Source organism: Micromonospora sp. U21 (genome assembly GCF_018070045.1).
Lineage (GTDB): Bacteria > Actinomycetota > Actinomycetes > Mycobacteriales > Micromonosporaceae > Micromonospora.
In genome coordinates this window covers 74,854-95,586 of record NZ_JAGPYK010000019.1, presented here as the reverse complement: position 1 = coordinate 95,586, position 20,733 = coordinate 74,854, and the positions used below count along the sequence as shown (strand labels likewise).

General features: G+C 70.7%; 18 protein-coding genes. 15 read left to right on the top strand and 3 right to left on the bottom strand.

The features are described from left to right. Positions 1 to 216 precede the first annotated feature (216 nt). The 12 genes from secY (at position 217) to truA (ending at position 8,986) form a co-directional block, all read left to right on the top strand. Positions 217 to 1,545, top strand: a complete 1,329-nt coding sequence (secY, locus tag KBX63_RS23310; protein WP_210914123.1) for a preprotein translocase subunit SecY — start codon at positions 217 to 219, stop codon at positions 1,543 to 1,545. After that, the gene (locus tag KBX63_RS23305) at positions 1,546 to 2,199 is read left to right on the top strand and encodes an adenylate kinase (protein ID WP_007465256.1); all 654 of its coding nucleotides are present in this window, start codon (positions 1,546 to 1,548) and stop codon (positions 2,197 to 2,199) included. Positions 2,200 to 2,286: 87 nt separating this feature from the next. Beyond that, complete coding sequence (gene map, locus KBX63_RS23300) at positions 2,287 to 3,138, top strand: type I methionyl aminopeptidase (protein ID WP_210914121.1); 852 nt, start codon at positions 2,287 to 2,289, stop codon at positions 3,136 to 3,138. A 145-nt stretch (positions 3,139 to 3,283) separates the two neighbouring features. Beyond that, entirely contained in the window at positions 3,284 to 3,865 is a 582-nt protein-coding gene (locus tag KBX63_RS23295) for a DUF1707 domain-containing protein (protein WP_210914120.1), read from the top strand. 301 nt (positions 3,866 to 4,166) lie between these two features. Further along, positions 4,167 to 4,388 carry a translation initiation factor IF-1 gene (gene infA / locus KBX63_RS23290; RefSeq protein ID WP_007073013.1) on the top strand — a complete coding sequence of 74 codons (222 nt, stop codon included), beginning with the start codon at positions 4,167 to 4,169 and terminating at the stop codon, positions 4,386 to 4,388. A gap of 91 nt (positions 4,389 to 4,479) precedes the next feature. Then, positions 4,480 to 4,593 carry a 50S ribosomal protein L36 gene (gene rpmJ / locus KBX63_RS23285; RefSeq protein WP_012184307.1) on the top strand — a complete coding sequence of 38 codons (114 nt, stop codon included), beginning with the start codon at positions 4,480 to 4,482 and terminating at the stop codon, positions 4,591 to 4,593. A 266-nt stretch (positions 4,594 to 4,859) separates the two neighbouring features. Beyond that, entirely contained in the window at positions 4,860 to 5,240 is a 381-nt protein-coding gene (rpsM, locus tag KBX63_RS23280) for a 30S ribosomal protein S13 (protein ID WP_210914111.1), read from the top strand. A gap of 86 nt (positions 5,241 to 5,326) precedes the next feature. After that, the gene (gene rpsK / locus KBX63_RS23275) at positions 5,327 to 5,734 is read left to right on the top strand and encodes a 30S ribosomal protein S11 (RefSeq protein ID WP_007073011.1); all 408 of its coding nucleotides are present in this window, start codon (positions 5,327 to 5,329) and stop codon (positions 5,732 to 5,734) included. A 13-nt stretch (positions 5,735 to 5,747) separates the two neighbouring features. Beyond that, on the top strand, positions 5,748 to 6,374 hold the full coding sequence (gene rpsD, locus KBX63_RS23270) for a 30S ribosomal protein S4 (protein ID WP_074314576.1): 627 nt from the start codon (positions 5,748 to 5,750) through the stop codon (positions 6,372 to 6,374). A 99-nt stretch (positions 6,375 to 6,473) separates the two neighbouring features. Then, positions 6,474 to 7,496, top strand: coding sequence for a DNA-directed RNA polymerase subunit alpha (locus tag KBX63_RS23265; RefSeq protein ID WP_210914101.1), 1,023 nt, complete (start codon positions 6,474 to 6,476; stop codon positions 7,494 to 7,496). 34 nt (positions 7,497 to 7,530) lie between these two features. After that, the gene (gene rplQ, locus KBX63_RS23260) at positions 7,531 to 8,088 is read left to right on the top strand and encodes a 50S ribosomal protein L17 (RefSeq protein ID WP_210914100.1); all 558 of its coding nucleotides are present in this window, start codon (positions 7,531 to 7,533) and stop codon (positions 8,086 to 8,088) included. Positions 8,089 to 8,155: 67 nt separating this feature from the next. Further along, positions 8,156 to 8,986, top strand: coding sequence for a tRNA pseudouridine(38-40) synthase TruA (gene truA, locus KBX63_RS23255; RefSeq protein ID WP_210914098.1), 831 nt, complete (start codon positions 8,156 to 8,158; stop codon positions 8,984 to 8,986). Between the two features lie 53 nt (positions 8,987 to 9,039). Here the strand turns inward: truA and KBX63_RS23250 are convergent, their stop codons facing one another. Then, the gene (locus KBX63_RS23250) at positions 9,040 to 10,116 is read right to left on the bottom strand and encodes a hypothetical protein (protein WP_247662921.1); all 1,077 of its coding nucleotides are present in this window, start codon (positions 10,114 to 10,116) and stop codon (positions 9,040 to 9,042) included. 102 nt (positions 10,117 to 10,218) lie between these two features. On the opposite strand from KBX63_RS23250, the gene KBX63_RS23245 reads away from it, so the two are divergent. From KBX63_RS23245 to KBX63_RS23235, 3 genes are all read left to right on the top strand, one after another. Beyond that, positions 10,219 to 10,824 carry a class I SAM-dependent methyltransferase gene (locus KBX63_RS23245; RefSeq protein ID WP_210914092.1) on the top strand — a complete coding sequence of 202 codons (606 nt, stop codon included), beginning with the start codon at positions 10,219 to 10,221 and terminating at the stop codon, positions 10,822 to 10,824. 40 nt (positions 10,825 to 10,864) lie between these two features. Further along, positions 10,865 to 12,544, top strand: coding sequence for an ABC-F family ATP-binding cassette domain-containing protein (locus KBX63_RS23240; RefSeq protein WP_210914091.1), 1,680 nt, complete (start codon positions 10,865 to 10,867; stop codon positions 12,542 to 12,544). 319 nt (positions 12,545 to 12,863) lie between these two features. Further along, the gene (locus KBX63_RS23235; RefSeq protein WP_210914211.1) at positions 12,864 to 13,826 is read left to right on the top strand and encodes an aldo/keto reductase; all 963 of its coding nucleotides are present in this window, start codon (positions 12,864 to 12,866) and stop codon (positions 13,824 to 13,826) included. A gap of 168 nt (positions 13,827 to 13,994) precedes the next feature. Here KBX63_RS23235 and KBX63_RS23230 read toward each other — a convergent pair whose 3' ends face one another. Both KBX63_RS23230 and KBX63_RS23225 read right to left on the bottom strand, forming a co-directional pair. Beyond that, positions 13,995 to 14,522: a hypothetical protein gene (locus KBX63_RS23230; protein ID WP_210914087.1), complete on the bottom strand. Its 528-nt coding sequence runs from the start codon at positions 14,520 to 14,522 to the stop codon at positions 13,995 to 13,997. A gap of 71 nt (positions 14,523 to 14,593) precedes the next feature. Further along, the gene (locus KBX63_RS23225; RefSeq protein WP_210914085.1) at positions 14,594 to 20,434 is read right to left on the bottom strand and encodes a ThuA domain-containing protein; all 5,841 of its coding nucleotides are present in this window, start codon (positions 20,432 to 20,434) and stop codon (positions 14,594 to 14,596) included. Positions 20,435 to 20,733: the final 299 nt, after the last annotated feature.

Here is a 20,733-nt window from a genome sequence, read left to right as displayed (position 1 = left end):
GCCCGTCCAGTTGTGACCAACTGGCGGGCGCCATGGTCTGCCTGGGGCGTGTGCGCCCGGTAATATCGGAATCGGTTTATGTAGCCGGGCGCATCTGCCCGGACCGGGATGGGGCTGTTAGAGTCCCATCCCAGCCATGGATTCCGGGCGCTCGCCCGGGATCCACCCCGACCCGCCAGGGATCACCGGCGGCCCGCCTCGCGCAGGAGGAAGAAGTTGCTGTCCGCCTTTCTCAGTGCGTTCCGTACGCCTGACCTGCGCAAGAAGCTGCTGTTCACAGTAGGCATCATCGCGGTCTACCGGCTGGGTGCCACGCTCCCCAGCCCGGGCGTCTCGTACGGCAACGTGCAGAAGTGCCTCGACAGCATCCAGGGTGACACCACCGGGGTGCTGAACCTGCTCAACCTCTTCTCCGGCGGAGCGCTGCTACAGCTCTCGGTCTTCGCGCTGGGCATCATGCCCTACATCACCGCGTCGATCATCCTGCAGCTGCTGACCGTCGTGATTCCGCGTCTGGAGCAGCTCCGCAAGGAGGGCCAGGCCGGCCAGGCGAAGATCACCCAGTACACCCGCTACCTGACCCTTGGTCTCGGTGTGCTGCAGGCGTCGGCGTTCGTGGCGCTGGCCCGTTCGGGCCAGCTCTTCCAGAACCGCTGCGACGAGTTCCCGATCATCCCGCGGGGCACCGGCATCCCGGACTGGCTGACCCTGAGCATCCTGGTGATGACCATGACCGCCGGTACCGGCATGGTCATGTGGCTCGGTGAGCTGATCACCGACCGGGGCGTCGGCAACGGCATGTCCGTCCTGATCTTCACCTCGATCGCCGCGCGACTGCCCAGCGAGGGCTGGCAGATCAAGACCAGCAAGGGCTGGGACATGTTCGCCCTGGTCATCGCGCTGGTCCTGGTGGTCATCACCGCGGTCACCTTCATCGAGCAGGCGCAGCGCCGCATCCCGGTGCAGTACGCCAAGCGGATGATCGGCCGGCGGATGTACGGCGGCACGTCCACCTACATCCCGCTCAAGGTCAACCAGGCTGGTGTGATCCCGGTCATCTTCGGCTCGTCGCTGCTCTACCTGCCGCAGCTGGCCCTGCAGTTCTTCGACCAGACCGACCCGGGCAAGACCCAGGCCTGGATCCAGAACAACCTGGTCAACCCGAGCAGCCCGATCTACATCTCGGTCTACTTCCTGCTGATCATCTTCTTCACGTACTTCTACGTCTCGATCACGTTCAACCCGACCGAGGTCGCGGACAACATGAAGAAGTACGGCGGGTTCGTGCCGGGCATCCGCCCGGGCAAGCCGACGGCCGACTACCTGGACTTCATCCTCAGCCGGATCACCCTGCCGGGCGCGCTCTACCTCGGCGTGATCTCGATCCTGCCGAACTTCTTCTTCATCTGGCTGGACAACCAGCAGTACCAGAACTTCCCGTTCGGCGGCACCGCTGTGCTCATCATGGTCGGCGTCGGTCTGGAGACCGTGAAGCAGATCGAGAGCCAACTCATGCAGCGGAACTACGAAGGGTTCCTGCGGTAGATGAGACTCGTTCTGGTTGGCCCGCCGGGCGCGGGCAAGGGCACGCAGGCCGAGTTCGTCGCCGCGCACCTGTCGGTGCCCAAGATCTCGACCGGGGACATCTTCCGGTCGAACGTCACCCAGGGCACGCCACTCGGTGTCGAGGCGAAGCGGTACATGGACGCCGGCGAGCTGGTCCCGGACGAGGTCACCATCAACATGGTCCGGGACCGGCTGGCGGAGCCCGACGCCAGCGAGGGATTTCTGCTCGACGGTTTCCCGCGGACCACTCCGCAGGCCGCCGCACTGGACAAGCTCCTCGCCGACCTGGGCACCGCGCTGGATCTGGTCCTGGAGCTGGTGGTCGACGACGACGAGGTGATCCGGCGACTCTCCGGCCGGCGTACCTGCCGGGGCTGCGGCAAGATCTGGCACGTCGAGTTCGACGCCACCACCCGGCCCGGCATCTGTGACCGGTGCGGCGCCGAGCTCTTCCAGCGCGACGATGACAAGCCGGAGACCATCGCCACGCGGCTGCGCGAATACAGCGAGAAGACGGCTCCGCTGGTCGACTACTACGGTGCCCAGGGCAAGCTGGTCGGGATCGACGCCACCGGCCCGGTGGAGGACGTCACCACCCGGGCCATAGACGCGCTGCGGTCGTACGGCGGCTGAGGTCCGGCCGGGCCACGGCGGATAGAGTGCGATCAGCGGGGTACGTGCGACGTGCCCCGCTGATCGGCAACGAAAGGTAATCGCTCCATGCGTCGTCCCCAGCTGGACATCCAGCTGAAGACCCCTGACCAGATCGAGAAGATGCGGGCCGCCGGGCTGGTGGTGGCCGAGGCGCTGCGCCGGATGCGCGAGGCGGTTGCCCCCGGCGTGAGCACCGCCGACCTGGATGCCATCGCCGAGTCGACCATCCGCGAGGCGGGCGGTGTCCCGTCGTTCAAGGGCTACCACGGCTTCCCGGCGTCGATCTGCTCCTCGGTCAACGAGCAGATCGTGCACGCCATCCCCTCGCCGAAGCAGGTGCTGCGGGACGGCGATCTGATCTCCATCGACTGCGGTGCGGTGCTGAACGGGTGGCACGGCGACTCCGCGATCTCCGTCGCGGTCGGTGACGTCGATCCGGCGCTGCTCAAGATGGCCGAAGTGGCCGAGGACGCGATGTGGGCGGGCATCGCCGCCGCGGCGCGCGGCTCGGCCAGCGGCAAGGGGCGGCTCACCGACATCTCGCACGCGGTGGAGAGCGCCGTTCGCAAGGGCGGCCGGTACGGCATCGTCGACGGCTACGGCGGGCACGGCATCGGGACGGAGATGCACCAGGACCCGCACGTGCTCAACCACGGCCGGCCCGGTAAGGGCCCGCGGCTAGTCCCCGGCATGGCGCTGGCCATCGAGCCGATGATCACCATGGCCTCGCCGCGCACGGTCGAGCTGGCCGACGGCTGGACGGTGGTCACCCGGGACGGGTCGGTGGCGGCGCACGTCGAGCACTCGATGGCACTGCTGCCGGACGGCGTCTGGGTGCTCACCGCGTTCGACGGCGGCCGTGCCCGACTCGGCGACCTGGTCACCGCGCGGCAGCCGGCCGCCTCGACCGCGTCCTGACCGCCTCCGGCGCATTCCGGCCGGAGCAGGGCGTGTTTCAGAAGTGCTGGCCGGAATGGTCGACCGAAGCGGGTCAGCCCGGGGTGGATCAAGGCTGAAAGATCGGGGCCGACGCGGCTGGCGTGACGGTGGCATGCTTGCCGGCATGGACGGGCGCGACGGGATGCGAGCCGCGGACGCGGACCGTGAGGCGGTTGCCGACCGGTTGCGGGTGGCCCTCGGTGAGGGCCGACTGGACCTGCACGAGTACGACGAGCGGTTGCAGCGGGCCTATGCCGCGCGCACGTACGCGGAGCTGGACGCCCTGCTCACCGACCTGCCACCGGTGGCGCCCCCGGAGCGCTCGACGCTGGCGCCGGTCACCGCGCCGGCTGCCGGGCCGCTGGACGGCGGTGCGGGGGTCCGGCTCGCCCCGGGCAGGGACGGGGGCGTCGCCGCCCACTGGCTGGCCGAGGTGTGGCTGCCGTACCTGAAGGTGATCGCCATCGTGGTGACCATCTGGGCGGTGACCTCGCTGCTCAGCCGCGACCTGCTCTACTTCTGGCCGGCCTGGGTGGCCGGGCCGTGGGGCGCGGTGCTGGCGGTCCGCACGGTCACCGGGCTGGCCGGGGGAGAGCCCCGGCGTCAGGCGATCGAGCGCGAGCGCAGGCGGGCGAAGCGGGAACAGCGGCGCGAGTTGCGCGCCGGTGAACCGGACGAACGGGACGACCCGCGACCGGCCGGCTGACCCGCGGGGCAGGGCGGAGCCGACCGACCGGACCAACCGGCGATGCTCGGACCGAGATCATCGGGAGCCCGGACGGGGGAACGGCACCCGACACGGCGGCACGGTGGGTGGCCGGTTTGGCGACCGCCCGCAGGCCGGCGTACACTTTCTGATCGGCGCACAGCGTCCACTCCGGCATGCCCACCCTGCGCTTCGGTGGGAGCTGGAGCCGCGGCTGGCGCGGGCTTTCTGACCTTGGTCAGACACCCGTGTAAGACGTTGTGGGCCGCCCGGAGCAATCGACGTCAGGACAGCGGAGGACATGCCGAAAAAAGACGGAGCCATTGAGATCGAGGGTCGGGTCATCGAGCCCCTGCCGAACGCCATGTTCCGGGTGGAGCTCGCGAACGGCCACAAGGTGCTGGCTCACATCAGCGGCAAGATGCGGCAGCACTACATCCGCATCCTGCCGGAGGACCGGGTCGTCGTCGAACTCTCGCCGTACGACCTGACCCGCGGGCGCATCGTCTACCGCTACAAGTAGTCCTGACGGCGGCCGGGAAGTCCCGTGTCCGTCTTCGACGTCCGGTCTCGCGCTGCGCGCGTCCCCGGGCCAGATGGGAAGTAAGGCAACCGTGAAGGTCAAGCCGAGCGTCAAGAGGATCTGCAACAAGTGCCGGGTGATCCGCCGGCACGGCCGGGTCATGGTCATCTGCACCGACCCGCGCCACAAGCAGCGCCAGGGCTGATTCAGCTCACCCGGTCGGAACGCGGCCGGGTGACGTTGGCCCGGGCAGATCCCCAGCGCGACACACAACACACATGCTCGTCCCAGCCACGAGCGGTACGCGAGACGTACTCCTGCGTGGCTGACCCCCGGTCGGAGGCCGGGGCCCGCTCGGGCAGCGACCGATCCCGGTCGCCGGCGCTGACAGCGTCGGAAAGACGGGACGGCCGGTAGCGGGATGGGACGGGTCCACACCTCCGCCACACATGACGAGGAGTACGCCCGCACATGGCACGTCTAGCCGGCGTGGATCTCCCCCGCGAGAAGCGGATGGAGATCGCGCTCACCTACATCTTCGGGGTCGGTCGTACCCGCGCCCTGGAGACACTCGCCGCCACCGGCATCTCGCCGGACAAGCGCGCTCGGGACCTCACGGACGAGGAGCTCGTGCAGCTCCGCGACCACATCGAGGGCAACTACAAGGTTGAAGGCGACCTGCGCCGCGAGGTCGCCGCTGACATCCGCCGCAAGGTTGAGATCGGCGCCTACGCCGGCATCCGGCACCGCCGGGGCCTGCCCGTGCGTGGCCAGCGGACCAAGACCAATGCGCGGACCCGCAAGGGCCCGAAGCGGACCGTCGCCGGCAAGAAGAAGCCCGGCAAGAAGTAGTTCTTAACCGGATGACGGGTCGGCCGCCGCCGAGCTAGGCGAGGCCGCAACCTGATCCGGAAAGTCAACTAGGAGCGCACAGACTTATGCCACCGAAGGCTCGTGCCGGAGCCGCTGTCAAGAAGGTCCGGCGCAAGGAACGCAAGAACGTCGCCCACGGGCAGGCGCACATCAAGAGCACGTTCAACAACACCATCGTGTCCATCACGGACCCGACCGGTGCGGTCATCTCCTGGGCCTCCGCGGGCCAGGTGGGCTTCAAGGGCTCCCGTAAGTCGACTCCGTTCGCCGCGCAGCTGGCCGCTGAGGCCGCCGCGCGTCGGGCCATGGAGCACGGCATGCGCAAGGTCGACGTGTTCGTCAAGGGCCCCGGCTCCGGCCGGGAGACCGCCATCCGTTCGCTGCAGGCCGTGGGCCTCGAGGTCGGGCAGATCTCCGACGTCACCCCGCAGCCGCACAACGGGTGCCGTCCGCCGAAGCGTCGCCGGGTCTGAGAGGTAGAGAGAGATGGCTCGTTACACCGGTGCTGACTGCCGCCGTTGCCGGCGGGAGAAGATGAAGCTGTTCCTCAAGGGCAGCAAGTGCGATGGTCCGAAGTGCCCGTTCGAGTCCCGGCCGTTCCCGCCCGGGCAGCACGGCCGCGGCCGCACCAAGGAGACGGAGTACCTGCTCCAGCTCCGTGAGAAGCAGAAGGCCCGCCGCGTCTACGGCGTGCTGGAGAAGCAGTTCCGCGGTTACTACGAGGAAGCCGTTGGCAAGCAGGCCAAGACCGGTGAGGTCCTCCTGCAGATCCTCGAGTCGCGGCTCGACAACGTCGTCTACCGGGCCGGCTACGCCCACTCGCGGGACATGGCCCGCCAGCTGGTCAAGCACGGTCACTTCACGGTGAACGGCAAGAAGGTCGACATCCCGTCGTACCGCGTCAAGGAGCACGACATCATCGAGGTCCGGGGCAAGAGCAAGGAGCTCACCCCGTTCATCGTGGCGCAGGCTCAGGCGGGCTCGCGCTCGGTCCCGGCCTGGCTCGAGGCCATTCCCAGCCAGATGAAGATCCTGGTGCACTCGCTCCCGGCCCGGCAGGTCATCGACACGCAGGTCCAGGAGCAGCTGATCGTCGAGCTCTACTCCAAGTAGTCGGAGCTCGTTGCGGTGGCCCGCCCCGCGGGGCGGGCCACCGGAACAGTTTGTGTCGTGGGCGTCAAATAGCGGGCGTCCCGGAAGAGAAGAGAAAACATGCTCATCAGCCAGCGACCCTCCCTCTCCGAGGAGTCGATCAACGAGACCCGGTCGCGGTTCGCCATCGAGCCGCTGGAGCCGGGCTTCGGCTACACCCTGGGCAACTCGCTGCGGCGCACGCTGCTGTCGTCGATCCCGGGTGCGGCGGTCACCTCGATCAAGATCGACGGCGTGCTGCACGAGTTCACCACGATCCCCGGTGTCAAGGAGGACGTGGTCGAGCTCGTCATCAACATCAAGGAGCTGTGCGTCAGCTCCGAGCACGACGAGCCGGTCAGCATGTACCTGCGCAAGCAGGGCCCGGGCGACGTGACCGCGGGTGACATCCAGCCCCCGGCCGGCGTCTCGGTGCACAACCCGGATCTCAAGCTCGCCACCCTCAACGGCAAGGGCCGGCTCGACATGGAGCTGACCGTCGAGCGGGGTCGGGGCTACGTGACGGCCGCGCAGAACAAGCAGTCCGGCGCCGAGATCGGCCGGATCCCGGTCGACTCGATCTACTCGCCGGTGCTGAAGGTGACCTACCGCGTCGAGGCGACCCGCGTCGAGCAGCGCACCGACTTCGACCGGCTGATCATCGACGTCGAGACCAAGCCGTCGATGGGCCCGCGTACCGCGCTGGCCTCCGCCGGTTCGACGCTGGTGGAGCTGTTCGGTCTGGCCCGGGAGCTGGACGAGACCGCCGAGGGTATCGACATCGGGCCGTCCCCGCAGGACGCCCAGCTGGCGGCGGACCTCGCCCTGCCGATCGAGGAGCTGGACCTCACCGTCCGCTCCTACAACTGCCTCAAGCGCGAGGGCATCAACACCGTTGGTGAGCTCATCGGGCGTACCGAGGCCGACCTCCTCGACATCCGCAACTTCGGTCAGAAGTCGATCGACGAGGTCAAGATGAAGCTCGCCGGGATGGGTCTGGGGCTGAAGGACTCGGCCCCGAACTTCGACCCGGCGCACGTCGTGGACACCTTCGGCGAGGCCGACTACGACACCGACGACTACCGCGAGACCGAGCAGCTCTAGTCCGCGCTGCCGCCACAACTGAGGAGCACCAAGCATGCCCACGCCCACCAAGGGCCCCCGCCTCGGCGGCAGCCCCGCGCACGAGCGGCTGATGCTGGCCAACCTGGCCACCGCGCTGTTCCAGCACGGCAAGATCAAGACCACCGAGACGAAGGCCCGGCGGCTGCGTCCGCTGGCCGAGCAGCTCATCACCAAGGCCAAGCGCGGTGACCTGGCCGCGCGGCGGCGGGTGCTGGGCGTCGTCAAGGACAAGGACGTCGTCTACGCCCTGTTCGACCAGATCGCGCCCCGGTACGCCAACCGCCCCGGCGGTTACACCCGGATCGTGAAGACCGGTCCGCGCAAGGGTGACAACGCGCCAATGGTGGTCATCGAGCTGGTGGAGGAGCTTCAGGTCGCCGAGCCGAAGGCGAACAAGAAGACCGCCGCCCGCAAGGCCGCGCAGCAGGACAAGGTCGAGGCGCTCGCCCCGGACGAGGAGACCCCGCAGTCGGCCCCGGCCGACCAGGATTCCGAGCCGCCGGTGTCGGTGTCCGGTGACACCGACGCCGCCCGCGAGGACAGCGACGAGGCCACCGAGAACAAGGCCTGATCAAAGGGCAACTCGGGCCCGGCACCCCATCGGGGTGCCGGGCCCGACCCGTAACAGGAGGTACGAGGTGGACGAGCGGATCCGGCTGCGGCTGGATGTGTCGTACGACGGCACCGGCTTCTCCGGCTGGGCCGCCCAACCGACCCGGCGCACCGTCGCCGGGGTGCTCGTCGAGACCCTGGACCTGGTCCTCGGCGCCGGCACGGCCACCGGGTTGACCGTGGCCGGGCGGACCGACGCGGGGGTCCACGCCACCGGGCAGGTCTGCCACCTCGACCTTCCCGTCGAGGTGTGGCGGCAGCACGAGGGTCGGCTGCTGCGACGGTTGGCCCGACTGCTCCCCACCGACGTCCGGGTGCGGGAGATGACCGAGGTGCCGGCCGACTTCGACGCCCGGTTCTCGGCCACCTTCCGCCGCTACGAGTACCGGGTCACCGACGCCCGGTACGGCGCGGAGCCGCTGCGCCGGCACGAGGTGCTGGCCTGGCCGAAGCCCCTGGACCTGGCGGCGCTGAACGCCGCGGCGGCCGGCCTGGTCGGGGAGCACGACTTCGCCGCGTACTGCCGGCGCAAGGAGAACGCGACGACGCTGCGCGAGGTGACCCGGCTGGACTGGCGCCGCGACCCGGACGGCATCCTGGTCGCCACCGTGCAGGCGGACGCGTTCTGCCAGGCGATGGTGCGCAGCCTGGTGGGGGCGATGCTGGTGGCCGGGGACGGCCGCCGCCCGGTGGAGTGGCCGGGCAGCCTGCTGACCCGTCGGGAACGGTCCAGCGAGGTGACCGTGGCCCCGGCGCACGGGCTGACCCTGGTCGAGGTCGGCTACCCGGCCGATCCGACCGGGTACGCCCGCCGCGCCGACCTCACCCGCCGGCTGCGGGTCCCCGTCGAGGGCTGACCGCGCCGAGCGCCGCCTTCCGTTCGATGGTGACCGCCGCCGGCGGGTTGAGGTCAGTCGCCCGGTAGTTCGTCGTCGCCGGTGGTGCCGCTCTGGGTGCCGCTGCCCTCGGTCGGCGCTGCCGTCGGTTGCCCCGCCGTGCCGCCGTCGGCCCGCCGTTGCAGCACGCCCCGGCTGAGGTGCAGCTCGATCATGTCGAACAGGATCTCCCGGATCGTGGTGTCGCCGGACTTGACCGCCACCCCGTCCGTGCGGACCACCAACGCGTACGCCAGGTAGTGGCCGCGGACCTGCCAGCCGACCCGGGCCGGGGCGGTGGCAACCACCTCGGTGTCGTCGCCGTCCTTGCCGACCAGGCCCCGGAACCGGCCCTGCCGCTCGTCGAGCAGTTGCCGGATCCGGTCCCGGGCCCGTTCCGCGCTCACCTTGTCGGTGAGGTTGAACAGCCCGGTGGTGACCAGGTGGTCGCCGCTGGGAGCCCGCAGCGTGGCCCGGACCACCTGGTTGCAGCCGAGCCGGACCAGCAGGTCGGCCACCTCGCCGGTGGCGGCGACGGCGCAACTGCCGCTCGAGTGTGTCGTGAGCACCTGGTAGCCGGGCTGGCCGTCGGTGACCTTCAGCTCCTTGCCGGGGAAGAGTTCCTTGGCGGTGAGCGGGGCCTGGTCGGTGTCCCGGGAGTCGAGGTCCTGCCGTTCATCCGCGGGGGCTGACGCGGCGGCGTTCGGCTGGTACGTCGGGGTGGCCTCCGGCTGTGGGTCGCGGTCCACCAGCAGCGCGGCGGCGCCCAGGCCGCAGAGTGCGAGGAGGACGAGGACGGCCGCGCCGCCGATCAGCACCTGCCAGAGCCGGCCGCCGCCGCGCCGGGTGGGCGCCTCGATCGGCTCCGCCGAGCTGTAGACCTGGTCGCGGGGCGCGGCGGGTGGCGTGGCGGGCGGGATGTCTGCACGGGCCGGCGGCGGAGCGGACGACGGCAGTGCGATCTGGTTCGTCCGGCCCAGCGACGGGGTGGGGAAGCGCGACGGAGAGGGCCCGGCCGGCGGAGGCGGACCGGCACCGGGCACGGACAGGTCGGACCCGTCATCCGGGTACTCCGCGAATGCGTCCTCATCGGACTCGTACCGATACACCATGTCGCCCAGAGTAGGAGGCATTGTCCCTTTAGGGGGTAATAACAGGAAATGTAGGTGTGGGCCGTGTCGGGGCGTGCCTCGGTCGATGCGAGAATTGCCGGCGTGACCGGCGACCACTACTTCACCGCTCAGCCCGCCAGCGACGCCCCGCCGCGCGAGGTCGAGTTCTCCGTCGCCGACCGCGACTACCGGCTCGCCTCGGCCGGCGGGGTCTTCTCCGCCAGCCGCCTCGACCCGGGCACCGCCGTGCTCCTGCGCAAGGCCGAGCTGCCCACCGCCGCCACCACCGGCGACCTGCTCGACCTCGGCTGCGGGTTCGGGCCGATCACCTGCGTGCTGGCCGATCTGGCGCCGGCAAGCACCGTCTGGGCGGTCGACGTCAACGTCCGCGCCCGCGAGCTGACCACGGCCAACGCGACCCGGGTCGGCGCCGGCGAACGGGTCCGGGTCCGCCCACCGGACGACGTGCCGGCGGAGATCCGCTTCGCCCAGCTCTGGTCCAACCCGCCGATCCGGATCGGCAAGGACGGGTTGCACGACCTGCTGCTGCGCTGGCTGCCCCGGCTCGCCCCGGACGGCGTCGGCTGGCTGGTGGTCGCCCGGCACCTCGGTGGCGACTCGCTGCACCGCTGGCTCACCGACCAGAGCTGGCAGGTCGAGCGGCACGCCAGCCAGAAGGGCTTCCGGGTGCTGCGGGTCACCCGGTAATTGGATGTACCGCCCGGCCCTCGCTGGGCAGGATCCCGGCGTGGGATACGTGGACGTGGCAGCGGTCGGGCACATCCTGCCCGACGGTCGGGAACTCTTCGCCGACGTGTCGTTCCGGGTCGGGGAGGGCGGCAAGATCGCCCTGGTCGGCCCGAACGGCGCGGGTAAGACGACACTGCTGCGGATGGTCGCCGGTGACCTGCCGGTGCGTACCGGCGCTGTCGCACGGGCCGGCGGGCTGGGCGTGATGCGCCAGTTCATCGGCATGATCGGCGACGAGTCGACACTCGCCGACCTGGCGCTGTCGCTGGCCCCACCGCCGCTGCGCGAGGCCGGCCGCCGGCTCGGCGAAACCGAGGCGGCCATGCGGGCGGCCGAGGTCCGCGGCAAGTACAGCACCGCGGCCGGCAAGGCCCAGCTGGCGTACGCCGACGCGCTGGGCGCCTGGGGCGAGGCCGGCGGGTACGACGCCGAGGTGCTCTTCGACACCGTCTCGACCATCGTGCTCGACCAGCCCTGGGACGCCGTCCGGGACCGACCGGTCCGCACCCTCTCCGGTGGACAACAGAAGCGCTTCGCGCTGGAGCTGCTGCTGCGCGGCCCGGACGAGGTGCTGCTGCTCGACGAGCCGGACAACTTCCTCGACGTGCCCGGCAAGCGCTGGCTGGAGGCGCGGCTGCGCGAGTCGACCAAGTCCGTGCTCTACGTCTCGCACGACCGCGAGCTGCTGGCCCAGACCGCCGACCGGGTGGTCGCCGTGGAGGGCGGCAGCGCCTGGGTGCACCCGGGCGGCTTCGCCAGCTGGCACGAGGCGCGGGTGGCCCGGCACGCCCGCCTCGACGAGCTGCGCCGGCGCTGGGACGAGGAGCATCAGAAGCTGCGTGAGTTGATGCTGATGTACAAGCAGAAGGCGGCGTACAACGACGGGCTCGCCTCGCGGTACCAGGCCGCGCAGACCCGGCTGCGCAAGTTCGAGGAGGCCGGCCCGCCGCCCGTACCGCCGAAGGACCAGGACATCCGGATGCGGCTGACCGGCGGGCGGACCGGCAAGCGCGCGGTGGTCTGCGAGCAGCTGGAGCTGGACGGCCTGACCTACCCCTTCGACCTGGAGATCTGGTACGGCGACCGGGTGGCGGTGCTCGGGGCCAACGGCACCGGCAAGTCGCACTTCCTGCGGCTGCTGGCCCGGGGCGGCAGCGACCCCGACCCGGCCAACGGGCCGGTCGACGGGGCGGGCGCGCTCGCCCCGGTGGCGCACGACGGTATGGCCCGCCTCGGCGCCCGGGTGCGCCCGGGGCACTTCTCCCAGACCCACGACCGGCCCGAGCTGATGTCGAAGACACTGGTCGAGATCCTCTGGCGGGGCGACGAGCACCGGACCGGGATGGACCGGCACGCGGCGATGGGGGTGCTCAGCCGCTACGAGCTGGCCGGGCAGGGCGACCAGCGCTTCGGCACCCTCTCCGGCGGGCAGCAGGCCCGGTTCCTGGTGCTGCTGCTGGAGCTGTCCGGGGCGACCCTGCTGCTGCTCGACGAGCCCACCGACAACCTCGACCTGGCCAGCGCGGAGGCGTTGGAGGCGGGCCTGAACGCGTTCGAGGGGACGGTGATCGCCGTCACCCACTACCGCTGGTTCACCCGGTCCTTCGACCGGTTCGTGCTGTTCCGGGGCGACAGCGAGGTGGTGGAGACCCCGGAGCCGGTCTGGGACGTCAAGTGATCCCCGCCGATCTACCCGACCGGCTCTGCGCCGTCGACGGGGTGGCGCCGTTCAGGGGGACAGCGGGTACGTCGCCGGCTGTCTCTTCCGGGCGGTCGGCGTGCTCGCCCAGGTGCTGCACGCCCGCGCCGGACGATGGCTGATCAACGAGAAGGGCATGGTCGCGGCGACGGGCCGGCTGCCCGGCGCGCCACCGGACTTCAGCCGCCGGGCACAGGCACTGCTCGGTGCCGTCGGAGGTAGCCCCGCCGAGTTGGGTGTCACCCTCGCCGCCGCTCAGGAACTGGTCGGAGAGGTGGTCGGCTTCCGTGGGCATAGGGTGGATCTCGTGACTGAGATGACCTATCGCCGGCTGGGCGACTCCGGGCTCGTGGTGTCCGTGGTCGGCATCGGCTGCAACAACTTTGGCCGCAAGCTCGACCTCGACGGCACCCGCGCCGTGGTGGACGCCGCCCTGGACGCCGGGATCACCCTGTTCGACACCGCCGACATCTACGGCGAGCCGCAGGGCAGCTCCGAGGAACTGCTCGGGCAGGCGCTCAAGGGACGCCGGGACGACGTGGTGGTGGCCACCAAGTTCGGCATGGACATGAACGGCCTCAACGGGCCGGACTTCGGTGCCCGGGGGTCGCGGCGCTACATCGCCCGGGCCGTGGAGGCGTCGCTGCGCCGGCTCGGCACCGACCACATCGACCTGTACCAGATGCACGAGCCCGACCCGGGCACGCCGATCGACGAGACGCTCGCCGCCCTGGACGACCTGGTCCGCGACGGCAAGGTCCGTTACCTGGGCAACTCCAACTTCACCGGCTGGCAGATCGCCGACGCGGACTGGGTCGCCTCGTCCAACGGCCGGGCCCGTTTCATCAGCGCGCAGAACCACTACAGCCTGGTTGAGCGGTCGGTGGAGACCGAGGTCATCCCGGCCTGCGAGCGGTTCGGCCTCGGCATGCTGCCGTTCTTCCCGCTCGCCAACGGCCTACTCACCGGCAAGTACAAGCGCGAGGCGCAGCCGCCGGCCGGCAGTCGGCTCTCCGGCGGTGGCCGGTACGCGGAGCGACTCGCCGCGGCCGACTGGGACACCATCGAGGCGATCGAGGCGTACGCGGCCGAGCGGGGGGTGACCCTGCTCCAGGTGGCGATCGGCGGGCTGGCCGCCCAGCCGGCGGTGACCTCGGTGATCGCCGGCGCCACCACGCCCGAGCAGGTGCACGCCAACGCCGCCGCCGGCACCTGGGAGCCGTCCGAGGAGGACCTGGCCGCGCTGCGCGCCATTCTCTGAGCGCGGTGGGCATGATCCACTCGCGTTTCTTGAAGTTGGGGTGACTGTGGTCCGGGAAGCCCCGACTTCAGGGATGTCGAGTCGATCACGAGCCGACCAGACGACACGGGCCGGGCCGCTCGTCGCGGCCCGGCCCGGTCGCTGGATGGGTGCCGGAGCGCCGGTCGGTCAGCCGGTGCGGCGGCGGCCGAACAGCATGGCCACCCCCATCGCCGCGGCGACGAGCACGAGACCGGCCGCCGCGAACGGCCACCAGCCGGCATCCGCCCCGCGTGGTCTGTCCGCCGGCTTGGTCACAGCGACCGGTGCGGGCGCTGGCGGAGACTGTGCCGCCCGGGCCTGCACCGTGGCGGTGGCCTCGCTCTGAAGCGGAGCGGGGGAGTTCACCGTCACCTTCCACCTGCCGGCAGAAAGCACCGGGCCGCTGCTGTAGAAGCCCTGCCCCTCAGGTTGCGGTTCCAGCTGCGTCGGTCCGACCTTCTGCCCGTCCGGGCCGACGGCGGTGAGGGTCAACCGCACCACCTTGTCCAGCCGGCGACCATCGGCGTAGGTGGCCTGGATGGTGACCCCCTCGGCCCCGTCGCCGGCCACCGTCAGTTTGAGTTTGTCGGCCTGAGCGGCCGCCGGGGCAGCGGGAAGCAGGGTCAGTGCCAGCCCGACGACGACGGCGGCCAGCACCTTGCGGATACGCGTCACGGACGTCTCCTCACTACGGACGAGGGAGGCCCCTCCACGACGCCGGAGCGTCGGGGAGGGGCCCCGTCGGATCAGAGCTGGCGACCGGGGGCGAGCCGGGTGGCGTCGCCACCGAGCCGTCCGGCGCCCTTGACCGGCTCGCCGTCGTTCGCCCGTACCCCGGCCTTGCTGGCCGTGCCACCGAGCCGGACGATCATGGCGTCGGCGTCCCGGATCAGGACGTCCCGGATCTCCGCCTCGCCCACCAGGGTGGCGTCGGCGGCGAGCGTCCGGAACTCGGTCAGCTGCTTGACCGCCTTCTGGTCGTTGCCGGCCGCCTCGGCCTTACGGGCCGCGTCGAGCTTCGCCGTCAACTGCTTGTGCGCCTTGGCCGAGAGCCGCCCCGTCGCCTTGAACCGGTCGAGCAGGTTCTGCATGTCCCGGAAGGAGGTGGTGACGAAGAACCGGACCGTCGAGGTGGTCTTGTTGCCCGCCTTGTCGGTCGCGGTCACGGTCAGCTCGTGCAGGCCGAGCGGCAGCTCGTACATGGCCTGCAGGGTGCCGCTGGCGTACGCCCGGCCGTTCAACTGACCGACCACGGTCGCGATGCCCGAGGTGGGGTCGACGGCCTGCCAGGACACCCGGACGTCCTGGCTGTCCCCGTAGAGCTGGCCGTCGGCGATCCCGGAGACCAGCAGCGTCGGCCTGGTGCCGTCGATCCGCAGCACCGCCGACTTGAGCGTCTCGGCGTTGCCCGCCTTGTCGGTGGAGCGGAACAGCAGCTCGTGCTGCCCGTCGCCGGTCACCTCGACCGGCGTCGAGTACGGCGTCCACGCGCCGCCGTCCAGTGACCACTCCACCGTCTTGACCCCGGAACCGGCGTCGGTCGAGGTCAGCACGACGGGGATGGTCCCGTCGTGCCAGCCGTCGTCGTTCGCCGGAGCGAACGTCGCCGAGGTGACCGGCGCGGTGGTGTCGATCTTGACCGCGACGGTCTTCGTCGACTCCACGTTGCCCGCCTCGTCGGTCGAGCGGAACCGCAGCTCGTGCTCGCCGTCCCCGCTGACCGCCACCGGAGCGGTGTAGTCCGTCCAGGTGGTGGCCCCGTCCAGCTGGTACGCCGTGCCGGCCAACCCGCTGCCGCCGGCCTCGTCGGCAGCGGTGAGGGTGACCGTCACCGGCCCGGTGTACCACCCGTCGGTCGGGGTGCCCGAGACCGCCGCCGTGGTGACCGGCGCGGTCTCGTCGGCCACCTCGGTGCTCAACCGGAAGTAGTCGAACGCGGCGGTCTTCGAGGCGGTCTGGTTGGCGCCGAGGGTGAACAGCCCGACCTTCGGGGTGGCCCCGACCGCGCTGTTGGTGAGCGTCGTCAACGCGGTCCAGGTCGTCCCGTCAGCCGAGTACGACGCGGTGAAGGTGTCGCCGCTGCGGGCCAGCCGCAGATGCCACACCGCACTGGTCAGGTTGCCGGCCTCCGGCTGCGGGTTCTGGACCGCCCCACCGATCTCGCTGCGGAACTCGATCCGCCGCGTCACCGGCTGGCCGGCCTGGTTGTCCGCGATGTAGTCGAACTTCAGGTAGTTGTCGTCGTCCGCCTGCACGATCAGGCCGGCCTGCTGGTACTGCTCGTCCAGCAGGCTGCCGTCGACCTTCGTCTCCAGGGTCCAGTCGCCCGACGGCGCGGTCTGGAGGATGAAGTTCTTCGGCCCGGTGTTGTCGGCGCCGTAGATGTCACCGTTGGGCACGTCGACCCGCAGCGCGCCACCGGTGACCCGGTAACCGTTCGGGTCCTCCCGCAGGATCGCGTTCCACCGGCACTTGTCCAGCGTGTCGCCGGTGAACTCGTCCGACGGTACGACCGGCCGGGCCGGGGCGTCCGGCGTGATCTGGAACCAGTCGAAGCTGGCGTCCACCACCGGCGCCTCGGTGCCGCCGTTGAGCGCGAAGAGCCCGATCCGCGGGTTGGTGATGCCGTCGAGCGCGGCCGACCGGCCGACCGGGGTGAAGGTCTGCCCGTCGGCCGAGACGGCCGCGGTCAGGTTCGTCCCGTCGCTGGTGATCCGCAGGTGCACGGTGTCACCCGCCGGTGCGGCGGTGCTGTCGGCGGCCTCGTTGCGCGGCGTGCCGGCCGTCTCCCGGATGAACTCCACCCGCCGGCTGCCGTTGTACAGCAGGTCCAGCTTCGCGTAGTTGTCGTCGTCGCCGTACACCAGCAGGCCGGCCTGCTGGTAGTTGGCCGTCACCGGCAGGGTGAACCGGGTGGTCGCCTGCCAGGCCCCGGTCGGAGCCGGCTGGAGCACCAGGTTGCTGGCGTCGTTGCGGGCGCCGTAGAGGTCGCCCACCGCGGTGGGCAGCCGCAGCGCGCCGCCGGAGACCGAATAGAGCTGGTTCTCCCGCACCACGCTGGACCATCGGCCCTTGTCGAGGCTGGTGCCGTTGAAGTCGTCCGAGCGCGCCCCCAGGCAGGACGTGTTCGGCGCGTCCACCCGCACCGGCACCGTGGCGTACGACTTCGCGCCCTTGCTGTCCGTCACCGTCAGGGTGGCGGTGAAGGTGCCCGGGCTGGTGTAGGTGTGGCTGGCGTCCAGGGTGGTCGCCGTGCCGCCGTCACCGAAGTCCCAGGCGTACGTCAGCGGGGTGTTTCCCTCGGCGTCGGTGGCCGTGCCGTCGAAGGTGACGGTGACCGGCGCGGTGCCGCTGGCCGGGTTGGCGGTGGCGCTGACCACCGGCGGCGCGTTCTCGGTGACGCCGCGGCCGAGGAAGTCCATCCAGTTGACGTTGAACAGCGACCCCGCGCCGCCGTTCGGGTCCCGGGCCACGAAGTACAGCGTGCCGCTCGTGGCGCCGGTCACCGGCGCGGTCACGTCCGTGTACGTCTGCCACCCGCCGGTGCCCGGCACGGTGGCCGTGGCGACCACCGGTCCGTCCACCGCGCCGGCACGGACCTCGACCCGACCACCGGCGACGGCCGAGGCGGCCCGGAATCGGATGTCGGTGACATTGGTCAGGTTCGCCGGGGCGAGTGACCACCAGTCGCCGTCCTCGATGAACCCGATGTTCTGGCCACCGCCGGCGCTGTCGCCGCCGGTCTCCCGCTGCACGCCGGCGTCTCCGCCGCCGGTGCTCACCGGCGCCCGCCCGGTGGCCGTGAAGTACTCGGCCTGCTTGCGCTTGGGCTGCAACTGCTCGATCGCCCGACCGGTGAGCGGGCCGGCCCCGCCAGCGCCGCCCTCGTCGGTGTAGGTGGCCTCGAAGACCGCGAAGACGTTCGCCTCGGCGCCGTGCCCGGAGGCGAGCGACGTCTGGACGGTGCCGGTGCAGCCGGTGTGCTGCTCCAGCGGGTGGGCGTGCTCGTCGTGACCGAGCAGCACCTGGAGCTGCACCTGGTCGCAGTCGATCTGCCCGTCCTCCGGGTCGGTGACCGTGACGGTGTAGCGGACCTGGTCACCCCAGTCGAAGAAGCCGCCGTCCGGCGGGAACTCGATGGTCACCGTCGGCGCGGTGTTGCCCACGGTGACCGGCACGTTGGCCACCGCGGTGCGCCCCTTCGGGTTGGTGACGGTGAGCTGGGCGGTGAAGCTGCCCGCCGTGGCGTAGGTGTGCGTCGGGTTGGCCTCGGTGGAGGTCTGCCCGTCGCCGAAGGCCCAGGCGTAGGTGAGCGTGCCACCGTCCGGGTCCCGCGAGCCGGCGCTGGAGAAGGTGACCGTCAACGGCGCGGGCCCCGACGTCGGGGTGGCCGCCGCCGCCGCGATCGGTGCGCGGTCACCGGCGATGTAGTCGATCCGGTAGACGCCGGAGTTGTCGTTGTTGCCGCCGAAGCCGCTGCCCCACTCGATCAGGTAGAGGGCGCCGTCCGGGCCGAACTCGAAGTCCATCGGCCGGATCATGCTCATCCCGGTGAGCAGCTGGTTGATGTCCACCAACGACCTGCCGTCGACGGTCACCTGCATGGTGTACATCTTCGACTGGTTCCACTCGCCGAGCAGCGCCTTGCCGTCGTAGTACGCCGGCCACTTCCGGTCGGAGGCGAGGTCGGCGTCGTACCGGTAGACCGGGCCACCCATCGGGGCACCGCCGCCGCCGATCTCCGGGTACCGCGCGTCACCGGCGTAGCCGTAGTCGACGGTCGCCGGGACGACCGGCGGGAGGCTGGTCAGGCCGGTGTTGTTGGGTGAGTTGTTCACCGGAGCCGCGCAGTCGAACTTCGCCCCGCTCGGGCCGGACGGGAACGTGTAGTCGTTGTACGCCTCGTTCGTCCCGGTGCAGTACGGCCAGCCGTAGTTGCCGGGGGTGACGATGTTCCACTCGACCAGGCCCCGGGGACCCCGGTTCGGGTTGTCCGCGTTGGCGTCCGGCCCGTAGTCGGCGACGTACAGGGTGTTGGTGCCCGGGTCGGTGCCGATCCGGAACGGGTTGCGGAAGCCCATCGCGTAGATCTCGGGACGGGTCTTCTCGGTGCCCGGCGCGAAGAGGTTGCCCGCCGGGACGGTGTACGTCCCGTCGTCCTCCGGGTGGATCCGGATCACCTTGCCGCGCAGGTCGTTGGTGTTGCCGGAGGTGCGCTGCGCGTCGAAGTCCTGGCGTCCCGGCCGCTCGTCGATGGGCGTGTACGCGCTCGACTCGAACGGGTTGGTGTTGTCACCGGTGGCCAGGTAGAGGTTGCCGTCGCCGTCGAACGCCATGCTGCCGCCGGCGTGGCAGCAGGTGTTGCGCTGGGTGTCGACCCGCAGCACCTGCTTCTCGCTGGCCGGGTCGATGGTGTCGCCGGTCACCGTGAACCGGGACAGCAGGTTGCGCGCGACGCCGTCGTTCGGGGCGTGGTAGAGGTAGACCCACTTGTTGGTGGCGAAGTCCGGGTCGAGCCGGATGCCGATGAGGCCGTCCTCGTTGCCGGTGAAGACATCCAGGTCGACGGCGGTGACGGTGCTGCCGGTGTCCGGCTTCACGATCTGCACCCGGCCGTCGCGCTCGATGTAGAAGACCCGCCCGTCCGGGGCGATGTCCAGCTCCATCGGGTTGCTGGTGTTGCTGTCCAGGGCGACCTTCTCGAAGCTCGCGGTCTTCGAGGCGCCGCAGTCGGCGTCCGCCACGCCGGCGGCGGTCCGGATGCCGCCGAGCAGGTGGTTGAGAAACTCCGGCTCGGCGTACGACTCCCGGGTGTGCCCGCCCCCGGTGTACCAGGAACGGCCGCCGTCGAAGTCCTGGCACCAGGCGATCGGGTGGTCGGCGCCCATCGCGCCCGCGCCGGGGGTGTAGCTCTTCTCGTCCAGGGTGGCCAGCACGTGCACGTCCGGCCGCGGGTTGGTCTGGTAGTTGTACCACTCGTCGAACCGGGACCAGCGGTCCGGCAGTTCGGCGGTGGACGGGTGGGCGTGGTCCTCCACCTTGACCGTGGCCTGCTGGTTCGCCGGGTGGTTGGCGAAGTACGCGCCCACCAGGTCGCCGTACCAGGCCCAGCTGTACTCGGTGTCCGAGGCGGCGTGGATGCCGACGTAACCGCCGCCCGCCCGCACGTAACGCTCGAACGCCGCCTGCTGCTCGGCGTCCAGGACGTCGCCCGTGGTGGAGAGCCAGATCACCGCCTTGTACTTCGCCAGATTGGCGTCGGTGAACGCGCCACCGTCTTCGGAACTGTCCACGGTGAATCCGTTGGCCGCGCCGAGTTGTTGGATGGCGGCGAGACCGGTGGGAATGGAGTCGTGCCGGAAGCCGGCCGTCTTGGAGAACACCAGGACGGAGAAGGGCTCGTCGGCGGCCTTCGCCGCCTTCGGCACCACCTGGGTGACCGGGGCGGCGGCTTGCGCCTCCCGCGGGGGGACCTGCGCGGCTGCGGGTGCCGCCTGCGCGGGCAGACCGAAGAGGGTGGTCGAGGCCAGGGCCAGGGAGATCAGGGTCGCGGTGATGGGTACGCGGGCACGACGAGAATGGTGCACGCCGCCTCCTATGTCGCGGTGGACAGGGATCGCGGGGGCCGGCTCGCCGAAGACCGTCCCAGATGGAGCCGGTGGGGATGCCGTGCCAGGGCCTCCACGCCAGCATTTTGTCGAATCGCTGAACAAATTAATTCGGTTGGATCAATGTCCGGCAAGATGCCGACGGGTAACGGTTCTGCAACGGGGGGCGACATTCCGAACAGGACCGCATGAAGCGCCCAGCGGATCTCGCCGAGCGGAGGGGTTCTCGCCCGTCGGTCGCCGCCTTGGCACGCGGCCGGATCTGTCGTACGGTGACA